This is a genomic window from Yersinia mollaretii ATCC 43969 (genome assembly GCF_013282725.1).
Taxonomy (GTDB): domain Bacteria; phylum Pseudomonadota; class Gammaproteobacteria; order Enterobacterales; family Enterobacteriaceae; genus Yersinia; species Yersinia mollaretii.
On record NZ_CP054043.1, the window covers coordinates 839,147 to 851,344 of the forward strand.

Consider the following 12,198-nt stretch of genomic DNA (forward strand, 5'->3'; position numbering starts at 1 on the left):
CAATTTTCCCTATACACCACACACTGGTAGGAATTTGCTATGTCTAATAATACAACGTCAGTCACCGCTAAAAGCTCATCACACTCGCGTAAAGCCACTCCTCGCAAACTCATTCCTCGCAAACAACAGCGCGAAGAGGCTCAACAGTTTATTGATACTTTGCAGGGCGTCACTTTCCCCAACTCCCAACGTATTTATCTGCAAGGCTCGCGGTCTGATATTCAAGTGCCGATGCGCGAGATTCAGCTTAGCCCGACCCTGATCAGCGGCAGTAAGGACTCACCTCGCTACGAAGATAATGAAGCCATTCCGGTTTACGACACCTCCGGCCCTTATGGCGACCCCCTCGCTAAACTGGATGTGCATGTGGGGTTGCCCAAACTGCGCGCCAGTTGGATAGCCGATCGTCAGGATACCGAAGCCCTCACCTCCGTCAGTTCAGGCTTTACCCAGCAGCGTTTAGCGGACGAAGGTTTAGATCATCTGCGCTTTGAGCACTTACCCAAGCCGAAAAAAGCCATTGAAGGCAAGTGCGTCACCCAACTGCACTACGCTCGCGCGGGGATTGCCACGCCAGAGATGGAATTTATCGCCATTCGTGAAAACATGGGGCGAGAAAGAATTCGCGGTGAAGTCTTACGCCACCAGCACCCTGGGCAGAATTTCGGCGCTAATTTGCCGGAGAACATCACGGCAGAATTCGTGCGCCAAGAGGTCGCTGCGGGCCGCGCCATCATCCCCGCCAATATTAACCACCCTGAAGCTGAGCCGATGATTATTGGTCGCAATTTCTTGGTCAAAGTGAACGCGAACATCGGTAATTCGGCGGTGACCTCCTCCATCGAAGAGGAGGTGGAAAAACTGGTGTGGTCAACGCGCTGGGGGGCCGACACCGTAATGGACTTATCGACTGGGCGCTATATTCATGAAACCCGTGAATGGATTTTGCGTAACAGTCCAGTGCCAATCGGGACAGTCCCTATTTATCAGGCGCTGGAAAAAGTGAATGGTGTGGCCGAAAACCTGACATGGGAGATGTTCCGCGATACCTTGCTGGAGCAGGCGGAGCAAGGGGTGGATTACTTTACTATCCACGCTGGCGTGTTGCTGCGCTATGTACCAATGACCGCCAAACGTCTGACTGGCATTGTCTCTCGCGGCGGTTCCATCATGGCTAAGTGGTGTCTATCTCATCATCAGGAAAATTTCCTGTATCAGCATTTCCGCGAAATCTGCCAAATTTGCGCTGCTTACGACGTTTCACTCTCACTGGGTGATGGCTTACGCCCCGGTTCTATTCAGGATGCCAATGACGAGGCCCAATTTGCTGAATTACATACACTGGGTGAATTAACCAAAATCGCGTGGGAGTATGACGTTCAGGTGATGATCGAAGGCCCCGGCCACGTGCCGATGCAGATGATCCGCCGCAATATGACCGAAGAGCTGGAGCACTGCCATGAAGCGCCGTTTTACACCTTGGGGCCGCTAACAACCGATATCGCGCCGGGTTACGATCACTTCACCTCAGGCATTGGCGCGGCGATGATCGGCTGGTTTGGTTGCGCCATGCTCTGTTACGTGACACCGAAAGAGCATCTGGGCTTGCCGAATAAAGACGATGTGAAGCAGGGGCTGATCACTTATAAGATTGCTGCTCACGCCGCCGATCTCGCCAAAGGCCACCCCGGCGCGCAGATCCGCGATAACGCCATGTCCAAAGCCCGCTTTGAATTTCGCTGGGAAGATCAGTTCAATCTGGCCCTCGATCCTGAAACCGCGCGCGCCTATCACGATGAAACTCTGCCGCAAGAGTCCGGCAAAGTGGCCCACTTCTGCTCGATGTGTGGGCCGAAATTCTGCTCAATGAAAATCTCGCAAGAAGTGCGCGACTATGCCGCTACGCAAGAACTGGCCGCGGCACAAGAGTTGGCAGCCGCGCAAGAGCTGGGCGCCACACAAAACGAGGCCATCACGGCACAACCCATCCAGATTCAACAAGCGGGCATGGCGCAGATGTCGGCTGAATTCCGCTCTCGTGGCAGCGAGTTGTACCACAGCGCCACTCTCCGGCAGATCGAGGTTAACGATGAACAAGCCTAATGCCCCCTTTGCCGCCACGGAACACCGATTGGGTTTGTACCCGGTGGTGGATTCACTGCTCTGGATCACTCGGCTATTGGCCAGCGGTGTGACCACTATCCAATTGCGGATCAAAACATTAGATGAAATTCAGGGGGAGCAGGATATTGCTGCTGCCATTGCATTGGGAAAACGCTATAACGCCCGCTTATTTATCAATGACTACTGGCGGCTGGCGATAAAACACGGCGCTTACGGCGTTCATCTGGGGCAAGAGGATCTGGAAGTGGCGGATTTGGTGGCGATTCAGCAGGCCGGATTACGGCTGGGCGTGTCGACCCACGATGAGCAGGAGTTGGCGCGCGCGCGTGAGTTGCGCCCTTCCTATATCGCCCTCGGCCATATTTTTCCGACGCAAACCAAACAGATGCCTTCATCGCCACAGGGGCTAGCGGCCTTAACCCGCCAAGTGATTAATACACCTGATTACCCCACCGTGGCCATTGGCGGCATCAATCTGGAGCGTGTTCCTCAGGTGGTCGCCAGCGGTGTAGGCAGCGTTGCGGTGGTGAGCGCCATTACGCAAGCTGCCGACTGGCAGCACGCAACCGCGCAGTTACTGCGACTGGTGGAAGGTAAGGAGTCAACTTATGCACGATAACGCGTTGAGTGATCAGGACTTTCTGCGCTATAGCCGCCAGTTGCTATTGGAAGATCTCGGCCCTGAGGGGCAGCAAAAACTCAAACAGGCTAGCGTACTGATTGTCGGTCTGGGCGGCCTTGGCTCACCCGCCGCACTCTATCTCGCCGCCGCGGGCGTCGGTAAATTGTGGCTGGCCGATGATGACGCCTTGGAGATAAGTAACTTACAGCGGCAGGTGCTCTATCGCACGGCGGATATGGGTCAAAACAAGGCCAAATTAGCGCAGCGCCACTTACAAAGTCTGAACCCGCAGATAGAGGCGATCACCCTCGATCAACGGCTGGCGGGCAGCCCCTTGACCGAGGCGGTGGCGGCGGTGGATTTAGTACTCGATTGCTGCGACAACATGGAAACTCGCCATCAAGTGAATGCCGCCTGTGTGCACGCGGGCAAGCCCCTGATCAGCGGCAGTGCCGTCGGGTTCAGCGGCCAATTGCTGATTATCGACCCCCCTTATGCCCACGGCTGCTACGCCTGCCTGTATCCCAGCAAAGAGACGCAGCAGCGTAACTGCCGCACCGCCGGAGTCTTGGGGCCAGTGGTCGGGGTGATTGGCACTTTGCAGGCATTGGAGGCGATCAAAATGCTGGCAGGGTTGCCCTCGGCGCTCAGTGGAAAATTACGTCTTTTCGATGGAAAACAGCAAAGCTGGAGCACGCTACAACTCAGCAAAGCCAGTCACTGTCCGGTCTGCGGAGGCAAAGCGTGAGAATTTCACTCAATGATGAAGGGATCGAGCTGGAAAATGCGCTGACGGTGAAGGCGCTATTAGCGCAACGGGGTTATCTCCAGCCGGGCTGCGCACTGGCGATCAATCAAACCATTATTCCCCGTGATAGTTGGGACAACCACCTATTGCAGGACGGGGATGACATTTTGCTGTTTCAAGCGATTGCTGGAGGCTGATATGTTGAAAATTGCCGATACCACTTTTACCTCAAGACTCTTTACCGGAACCGGAAAATTTTCGACGCCAGCGCTGATGTTGTCGGCGCTACAGGCATCCGGTTCGCAGTTAATCACCATGGCGATGAAGCGGGTTGACCTGAAATCAGGCAACGATGCCATTCTCGCGCCATTGCGCCAGTTAGGTGTGCGCTTGCTGCCCAATACCTCGGGGGCGAAAACCGCCGAAGAAGCGGTGTTTGCGGCACGTCTGGCCCGTGAGGCGCTTGGCACTCATTGGGTAAAATTGGAGATTCACCCCGATGTGAAGTATCTGCTGCCCGACCCGATAGAGACTCTGAAAGCCGCTGAAATATTGGTGAAGGAGGGTTTCGTGGTGCTGCCTTACTGCGGCGCTGACCCAGTATTGTGTAAGCGCTTGGAGGAAGCTGGCTGTGCCGCCGTGATGCCACTGGGTGCGCCTATCGGCTCAAACTTGGGATTACGCACCCGCGATTTTCTGCAAATTATTATCGAACAAGCCCAAGTTCCGGTGGTGGTCGATGCCGGTATTGGCGCACCCAGTCATGCGCTTGAGGCGATAGAGCTGGGTGCTGATGCTGTATTGGTGAATACCGCAATTGCTGTCGCCCGTTCGCCCGTGCAAATGGCCCACGCTTTTCGGCTGGCAGTGGAGTCCGGCGAGTTAGCGCGTCAGGCGGGGCTGGGACATTCACAACGTCAGGCGGCGGCCACCAGCCCACTGACTGGATTTCTCAGCCAACTGGAGGAGAATCATCATGTCTGAAGGGTTTAGCCATCACTGGCAGCAATTGGATTGGGATGATATTTCGCTGCGCATCAATGCCAAAACGGCCCGTGATGTCGAACGGGCCATCAATAGCAGCAAACCCGATCGCGAAGATCTGATGGCGCTGATTTCACCCGCAGCACTGGCCTATCTGGAGCCAATGGCGCAAAAAGCGCAGCAGCTCACTCGCCAACGTTTCGGCAATACCGTGGGTTTTTATGTGCCGCTCTATCTCTCCAACCTCTGTGCCAATGATTGCACTTATTGCGGCTTCTCAATGAGTAATCGCATCAAACGTAAGACATTGAATGAAGAGGAGATCATCCGCGAATGTGAGGCCATCAAAGCACTGGGCTTTGAACACTTGCTACTGGTCACCGGAGAGCATCAAGCTAAGGTGGGCATGGATTATTTTCGTCGCCACCTGCCCGCGATTCGCCAACGTTTTAGTTCGCTGATGATGGAGGTGCAACCGCTGGCAGAAGCGGAGTATGCGGAATTAAAAAACTTGGGATTGGATGGCGTGATGGTTTATCAGGAGACCTATCACCCAGCGACCTATCAGCAGCATCACTTGCGCGGCCATAAGCAGGATTTTCATTGGCGATTGGCGACCCCTGATCGACTAGGGCGGGCCGGGATCGATAAGATCGGATTGGGTGCCTTGATCGGGCTATCCCATAGCTGGCGAACAGACTGCTATATGTTGGCGGAACACCTATTCTACCTGCAACGAACCTATTGGCAGAGCCGCTATTCAATCTCCTTCCCGCGTCTACGGCCCTGTGCAGGCGGCATTGAACCCGCATCACTGATGAGCGAGCCGCAACTGCTGCAACTGATTTGCGCTTTTCGCCTGTTCGCGCCGGATGTGGAGTTGTCATTATCCACCCGCGAATCGCCGTTCTTTCGCGACAACGTGATTCCGGTGGCGATCAATAATGTCAGTGCGGGCTCTAAAACTCAGCCGGGTGGTTATGCTGACGATCACCCTGAGCTGGAGCAATTCGCTCCCCACGATAATCGTTCGCCGCAACAAGTGGCCCACGCCTTAACGCAAGCAGGACTGCAACCGGTTTGGAAAGACTGGGATCGCCATTTAGGGCGATCTCTCTAATCCGTCAGCGCTACGCCCGCAGGTTAAGTGTAGCAAGCGTGTTGAATTAGATTTTTGGAGGGTAAAGCAGTTTCAGTGATGGCGGCACTGAGACTGACTTTAGCTTCAGTTAGAAAAGTCGCTGCCACTTAGAAGTTTGCATTAATAACGGTATCTATAATTTCACCTTCTTGCACGTCAACACAGTCAGAAACTATAATTCCCAAATAACTTTTGGTTCTATGTTTATATTCATTGGAAAACCACTTATTAATACCGTCATATTCTGTAAATCCGTTAGCACCGATAAAAGGAGTCACCAGATATCCGCCTATATTGGTGTAATTAATATAAATTTCATCATCTCTTTTATTTTTAGCCAACGCGATTAAGTCACTAATGGGTTTTCTTTTATTTGTTATTGATAACACAGTATAATCAGAATGCTCGTCCTGCACATGTACTTTATAATGACCATTGTCTATAACAAAAGTCTTATTATCTTCCCACGGCATGACATTAATGCCCACATTCCTACCTGGATAGCGGCATAACAGAATTATCTTGCCTCGCATTTCTTCAATGGATGGTATTTTATTGGTGATAAAAAAATAATCAATATATACAGTTAGATAACTCTTTAACAAAACATCATGAAATTCCTCATCATCCCCCACCTGTTTTATCGAAAGTATAATAAACTCGGTCGGGTTGTTTTTTATAAACACTAAACAACTCGTTAACACATCACTGAGATTCTGATTCAGATATACGTCACTATGATAGAGTGCCAATACATCTTTAATTAGGCGACATGTTATATCTAGGAATCGAATGCCGTTATTCAATTGAACATCTATATCCCATAATTGTGTCTGAATCTGCCCAGTGGGTATCATGAAAGGGAAGATAGCTGCCGAGTTATGTGTACCAGGAATAGATATATTACTCAGTAGCATTGAATCATTTAATTTCCCCATCCAATTTTTTCTATTCATAAATTATCTTCCTTACATGAAGATTTAAATATTATTTAGATAATCTAGTCAATGTCGTGCTTTTAATAAAAATCAGTATTTGACTTCAAAATAACATTTATCATGGCTGCATTATTGGTATCGACAAAATCAGAAACTACTATCCCTAATTGGCATGTTGTGCATGTCTTGTATTCATCAGTGAACCATTCATTAAGGCCATCCCTAAAAATATTACCCACCGCACCTAATAGAGGAGTAACAGTAATGTCACTTACGTTGATAAAGTTAATATACAATTCATTTTTTTTCCCATTCCTGACACGTTTTATTAATTTAGCTACATGCTCTCTTTTTTTATCAAAGTCTAAAAGATTATAGCCAGAATATTTATCTTGAATATGTATGTTGTAATTTCTATTTTTAATCGTAAAGGTATTATTGTCTCGCCATTGTGCCGCATTAATGCCTAAATCACCTCCGTGGTAGCGACGGAAAAGGACAATTTTCCCAATTATCTCCTTAATGGTCGGTATTTTATTTTCTGTGAAAAATAAATTATTGTGATTTTTTATATACCGTTCAGACATTACCTTGTGAAATGGCATGGTACTATCTTTTTCGGTATGCTCTTTTTTAACGGAAAGTATAATAAACTCTGTTGGATTATCTAATAAAAACTTAATGCAACTCGCTAATACATCGCCGAAATTTAAGCCTAAATAAACGCTACCATGGTGTAGAGTGAATACATTCTCAATAAGGCGACACCTTATATCAAGAAACCTTATACCACTATCTAATTGCTCTCTTATATTCCAGCGTTGCGTCTGAACATACCCAAATGAAATAGGATGGTGAGTGTATGCAGCAGAATCGTGAGTTCCAGGAATAGAGAGTTCACTCAGAAACTTTGATTCATCTACTAACCCTACCCAATTATTAGTTGTACGTATCATAAATTCATATCCTTATAAAACAATACTCCTGCGATACAAAAAAACTCCATTAACTTTTGCATAAACCATGGAGGAATTCTATCGAGAATAAATGCAAATAAGTTATGTTTATTATTATAGAAATAATAAAATTTAAAGTAGAAGATATTGAATATTTAAGGAGTATTCAGTCGGGATACTGAGAAGTCAGGAAGATGACGAGTCGCATTGTAGCGAGAGATGGGGTCAAGGACGTGAGAGGTTTGCATAAAAAAAAATCCGAGAATGAAAACATTCTCGGATTTTCACACAGTATAAGGATCGCTCAACTGATCCTTACCTGATAGCTACCGCTCCCGAAGGAGTGGTTTTTAGCTTGGTGACAAACAAAGATCTTAGTCTTTGCTGTTACCAAAACCGGCGTTGAGCAATTCAGCCAGGTTAGCCGTTGCTTCATCCGCGCTAACTTGCGGAACAACAGGGGCTTCACCTTGTGCTTTACGGCGCGCACGATCCTGATGATAAGCGTAACCGGTACCGGCTGGAATCAGACGGCCCACGATAACGTTCTCTTTCAGGCCACGCAGTTCATCACGTTTACCGGCAACTGCCGCTTCAGTAAGAACGCGCGTGGTTTCTTGGAACGAAGCCGCAGAGATGAAGGACTCGGTCGCCAAGGATGCCTTGGTGATACCCAGCAGGTCACGTGTAAACGTAGCCTCGATTTTGCCTTCAGCTGCCAGCTTACGGTTAGCGATTTTAACGCGAGACATTTCTGCCTGCTCGCCTTCCAAGAAGTCGGTGCTACCTGCATCAACGATGGTGCCTTTACGCAGCATCTGACGAACGATAACTTCAATGTGTTTATCGTTAATCTTAACGCCTTGCAGACGGTAAACTTCCTGCACTTCGTTGGTGATGTAACGGGTAACCGCATGAACGCCACGCAGACGCAGAATGTCGTGTGGAGATTCTGGGCCGTCAGAGACCACGTCGCCGCGTTCTACAATTTCACCTTCGAACACGTTGAGCTGACGCCATTTCGGAATCATCTCTTCGTATGCATCGCTACCATCCAACGGTGAGATCACCAGACGACGCTTGCCTTTGGTCTCTTTACCGAACGAGATGATCCCGCTGATTTCAGCCAGGATTGCAGGCTCTTTCGGACGACGTGCTTCGAACAAGTCAGCAACACGTGGCAGACCACCGGTAATATCCTTGGTACCGCTTGATTCTTGCGGAATACGCGCCAAGGTGTCACCCGCGCCGATCTGAATGCCGTCTTCCAACTGTACAATCGCTTTACCCGGCAGGAAGTATTGAGCAGGCATATCTGTACCTGGGATCAATACGTCGTTGCCTTTAGCATCAACGATTTTCAGTGCTGGACGCAGGTCTTTACCGCTACCGGTACGCTCTGCTGAATCCAGAACCACCAGAGAAGACAAGCCCGTCAGTTCGTCGGTCTGGCGAGTAATGGTCTGGCCGTCAACCATGTCCGCGAAGCGAATGAAACCGCTCACTTCGGTCACAACTGGCATGATGTGCGGATCCCAGTTAGCAACGGTTTCGCCGCCAACCACTTCTGCGCCATCGCCTTTGCCCATTACGGCACCGTAAGGCACTTTGTAGCTCTCTTTAGTACGACCGAATTCGTCGATCAGCTTCAGCTCGGTATTACGCGAAGTAATAACCAGCTTGCCCGCTGCATTGGTGACGAACTTGACGTTGCTCAGTTTCAGCGTGCCTTTGTTCTTAACCTGAATGCTCGATTCTGCTGCCGCACGAGATGCCGCACCACCGATGTGGAACGTACGCATCGTAAGCTGAGTACCCGGCTCACCGATGGACTGTGCTGCAATAACACCTACCGCTTCACCTTTGTTGATGATGTGACCACGTGCTAGGTCGCGACCGTAGCAGTTAGCACACACACCGAAATCGGTTTCACAGCTTACAACTGAACGAACTTTAACGCTGTCGACGGAGTTATCTTCTAACAGATCACACCATTTTTCGTCCAACAGGGTGTTACGCGGAACCAGAATATCAGCCGTACCCGGCTTGATAACTTCTTCAGCGGTCACACGACCCAGAACGCGATCGCGCAGTGGCTCTTTAACATCACCACCTTCGATAACCGGCGTCATCACGATACCGTTATGGGTACCGCAGTCATCTTCGGTGACAACCAGATCCTGTGCCACGTCAACCAAACGACGAGTCAGGTAACCGGAGTTCGCCGTTTTCAATGCGGTATCTGCCAAACCTTTACGCGCACCATGCGTTGAGATGAAGTACTGAAGTACGTTCAAACCTTCGCGGAAGTTCGCGGTGATTGGCGTTTCAATGATCGAGCCATCTGGCTTAGCCATCAGGCCACGCATCCCTGCTAGCTGACGAATCTGTGCAGCAGAACCACGCGCACCGGAGTCGGCCATCATAAAGATGCTGTTGAAGGAGACCTGCTGTTCGATTTCGCCTTTGCTGTTAACGACGTCTTCTACAGATAAGTTATCCATCATCGCCTTAGCAACACGTTCGTTGGCTGCGGCCCAGATATCGATCACTTTGTTATAACGTTCGCCTGCGGTTACCAGACCAGATTGGAACTGTTCCTGGATCTCGGCAACTTCAGTTTCAGCTTCTTCGATGATCCCGGCTTTCGCTTCTGGGATAACCATGTCATCGATACCTACAGAAGCGCCTGAACGGGCTGCGTAAGCAAAACCGGTGTACATGATCTGGTCAGCAAAGATAACTGTTGGTTTCAAGCCTAAGATGCGGTAACAGGTGTTCAGCATCTTGGAGATAGCTTTTTTGCCCAACGGCTGATTAACGATAGAGTAAGGCAGGCCTTTCGGGACAATCATCCACAAAATGGCACGGCCGACAGTCGTATCGATAATGCTGGTACGCGTAATGCTTTCGCCTTCGATATTACGAATTTCTTCAGTAATACGGACTTTTACCCGTGCATGCAGAGATGCCAAGCCAGCGCGGTAAATACGCTCGGCTTCTTTCGGGCCAGTCAGAACCATGCCTTCGCCTTTGGCGTTAACACAGTCACGAGTCATGTAGTACAGACCCAATACAACGTCCTGAGAAGGAACGATGATTGGCTCGCCGTTCGCAGGTGACAGGATGTTGTTGGTAGACATCATCAACGCACGCGCTTCTAACTGAGCTTCCAGTGTCAGCGGTACGTGAACAGCCATTTGGTCACCATCGAAGTCGGCGTTGTATGCCGCACAAACCAGTGGGTGCAACTGGATTGCCTTACCTTCGATCAGAACCGGTTCAAACGCTTGGATACCCAAACGGTGAAGTGTTGGTGCACGGTTCAGCAGCACTGGGTGTTCGCGGATAACTTCATCCAAGATATCCCAAACAACCGCTTCTTCACGCTCAACCATCTTCTTGGCTGCTTTGATGGTGGTCGCAAGACCACGCAGTTCCAGCTTGCCGTAGATGAACGGTTTGAACAGCTCAAGTGCCATTTTCTTCGGCAGACCGCACTGATGCAGACGCAGGTATGGACCCACGGTGATAACCGAACGGCCTGAGTAGTCAACACGTTTACCCAGCAAGTTCTGACGGAAACGACCTTGCTTACCTTTGATCATGTCAGCCAGTGACTTCAACGGACGCTTGTTAGAGCCGGTAATTGCACGACCGCGACGGCCGTTATCCAGCAATGCATCTACTGCTTCTTGCAGCATACGCTTTTCGTTACGTACGATGATGTCAGGAGCAGCCAAGTCCAGCAGGCGCTTCAGACGGTTGTTACGGTTGATCACGCGACGATACAAATCGTTCAGATCAGAAGTCGCAAAGCGACCGCCATCCAATGGAACCAATGGACGCAGATCTGGCGGCAATACAGGCAGCACGGTCAGGATCATCCACTCTGGCTTGTTGCCAGACTGTACGAACGCTTCCAGCAGCTTGATACGCTTGGTCAGCTTCTTACGCTTGGTTTCAGAATTTGTTTCGTTCAATTCTTCACGCAGGATCTCGCACTCAGCTTCCAGATCCATGTTTTTCAACAGGGCTTGGATCGCCTCAGCGCCCATTTTCGCGTCGAACTCATCACCAAACTCTTCCAACGCGTCCAGATACTGCTCTTCAGTCAGGATCTGACGACGTTCTAAGTTGGTCATGCCGCCTTCGATAACCACATAGGATTCGAAGTACAGTACACGTTCGATGTCACGTAATGGCATGTCCAGCAACAAACCGATGCGCGAAGGCAAAGATTTCAGGAACCAGATGTGCGCAGTCGGAGAAGCCAGCTCGATGTGACCCATACGCTCACGGCGTACTTTAGTTTGAGTCACTTCAACGCCGCATTTCTCACAAATAACACCACGGTGTTTCAAACGCTTGTACTTACCGCACAGGCATTCGTAATCTTTTACTGGGCCAAAGATACGGGCGCAGAAAAGGCCGTCACGTTCTGGTTTGAACGTACGGTAGTTAATGGTTTCCGGCTTTTTCACTTCGCCGAACGACCATGAACGGATCATGTCTGGCGATGCCAGAGCAATTTTGATCGCATCAAACTCTTCGGTCTTAGTTTGCGCTTTCAGAAACTTTAATAAGTCTTTCACGGATTGGCTCCTGTCGGAGTTAGACCTGATAGGCGCCCAAACTTAAGAATATAAAAACCTAAGTTTGAGCGCCCCTGTGACCAGTGCGAA

9 protein-coding genes are annotated in these 12,198 nt (G+C 49.9%); 6 read left to right on the forward strand and 3 right to left on the reverse strand.

Annotated features, from left to right (window positions below; genetic code table 11):
- Positions 1-39 precede the first annotated feature (39 nt).
- From thiC to thiH, 6 genes are read left to right on the forward strand one after another with little or no spacing between them, the layout of a single operon-like run.
- Positions 40-2,103, forward strand: coding sequence for a phosphomethylpyrimidine synthase ThiC (gene thiC / locus HRD69_RS03660; protein WP_004876776.1), 2,064 nt, complete (start codon positions 40-42; stop codon positions 2,101-2,103).
- Complete coding sequence (gene thiE, locus HRD69_RS03665; protein WP_032815232.1) at positions 2,090-2,743, forward strand: thiamine phosphate synthase; 654 nt, start codon at positions 2,090-2,092, stop codon at positions 2,741-2,743. The genes thiC and thiE overlap by 14 nt, the downstream gene beginning before the upstream one ends.
- Positions 2,733-3,494: a HesA/MoeB/ThiF family protein gene (locus HRD69_RS03670; RefSeq protein WP_032815231.1), complete on the forward strand. Its 762-nt coding sequence runs from the start codon at positions 2,733-2,735 to the stop codon at positions 3,492-3,494. The genes thiE and HRD69_RS03670 overlap by 11 nt, the downstream gene beginning before the upstream one ends.
- Positions 3,491-3,691, forward strand: a complete 201-nt coding sequence (gene thiS / locus HRD69_RS03675; protein WP_032815230.1) for a sulfur carrier protein ThiS — start codon at positions 3,491-3,493, stop codon at positions 3,689-3,691. Before HRD69_RS03670 ends, thiS begins: the two co-directional genes overlap by 4 nt.
- A gap of 1 nt (position 3,692) precedes the next feature.
- Positions 3,693-4,478 carry a thiazole synthase gene (locus HRD69_RS03680; RefSeq protein ID WP_004876772.1) on the forward strand — a complete coding sequence of 262 codons (786 nt, stop codon included), beginning with the start codon at positions 3,693-3,695 and terminating at the stop codon, positions 4,476-4,478.
- Positions 4,471-5,598, forward strand: coding sequence for a 2-iminoacetate synthase ThiH (thiH, locus tag HRD69_RS03685; protein WP_032815229.1), 1,128 nt, complete (start codon positions 4,471-4,473; stop codon positions 5,596-5,598). The genes HRD69_RS03680 and thiH overlap by 8 nt, the downstream gene beginning before the upstream one ends.
- 128 nt (positions 5,599-5,726) lie before the next feature.
- On the opposite strand, the gene HRD69_RS03690 is transcribed toward thiH, so the two are convergent.
- The 3 genes from HRD69_RS03690 to rpoC form a co-directional block, all read right to left on the reverse strand.
- A complete protein-coding gene (locus HRD69_RS03690) occupies positions 5,727-6,575 on the reverse strand; it encodes a phosphatidylinositol-specific phospholipase C (RefSeq protein ID WP_172984596.1) in 849 nt (282 codons plus the stop codon).
- Positions 6,576-6,637: 62 nt separating this feature from the next.
- Positions 6,638-7,513, reverse strand: coding sequence for a phosphatidylinositol-specific phospholipase C (locus HRD69_RS03695; RefSeq protein WP_004876767.1), 876 nt, complete (start codon positions 7,511-7,513; stop codon positions 6,638-6,640).
- Between the two features lie 374 nt (positions 7,514-7,887).
- Positions 7,888-12,108, reverse strand: a complete 4,221-nt coding sequence (gene rpoC / locus HRD69_RS03700) for a DNA-directed RNA polymerase subunit beta' (RefSeq protein ID WP_004876765.1) — start codon at positions 12,106-12,108, stop codon at positions 7,888-7,890.
- Positions 12,109-12,198: the final 90 nt, after the last annotated feature.